1 pseudogene is annotated in these 583 nt (G+C 51.8%); it reads left to right on the top strand.

Annotated features, from left to right (window positions below):
- Positions 1 to 544: pseudogene (locus tag HMPREF1627_RS00715) on the top strand (DNA polymerase III subunit beta); the annotation flags it as partial.
- Between the last annotated feature and the right edge of the window lie 39 nt (positions 545 to 583).

The following is a 583-nucleotide window of genomic DNA, read 5'->3' as shown; positions in this document are numbered from 1 at the left end:
GCTTGGTGATGTCGCAAAGTCGATGACTTCAGGGGGAAGTGTTGAACTAGCCTTCGACACTGAAGCAGCGGGCGCAGCGAACTCTCTAATCGGTTTTGTATCTGGCTCCAAGCGCACCACGTCAACACTCATGGATGGAGACTACCCGCCGGTACGTCGTCTATTCCCCGATGATGCGCAGATTCAGGCAGTGGTCGATCGCCACGAGCTTGTAGAGGCAGTCAAGCGCGTATCTTTGGTAGCAGAGCAACGTACTTCTGTTCGTCTCGGTTTTGAAGACGGCCAAGTGAATCTAGAAGCGGGTACCGACGACAACGCACAGGCCTCTGAAGTAGTAGCCGCGACCGTCGAAGGCGGTAGCTTGACTACTGCGTTTAACCCGAGATTCCTTGAAGGTGGACTTGGCGTAATTGACACAAGCCACGTCCGTTTCTCTTTCATCGATGCCGCTAAACCTGCAGTAATTACCGGACAAAAAGATGAGTCTGGTAATCAAGACGATTCCTTCAAGTACCTCATTATGCCTATCCGTTTTGGAATCTGATTTCACTAGCGGCACCGCGGTATATTCGCACGTGGATGA

The sequence above is a fragment of the Actinomyces sp. S6-Spd3 genome (genome assembly GCF_000758755.1).
Taxonomy (GTDB): Bacteria; Actinomycetota; Actinomycetes; order Actinomycetales; family Actinomycetaceae; genus Pauljensenia.
This window is presented reverse-complemented; position numbering and strand designations above follow the sequence as displayed.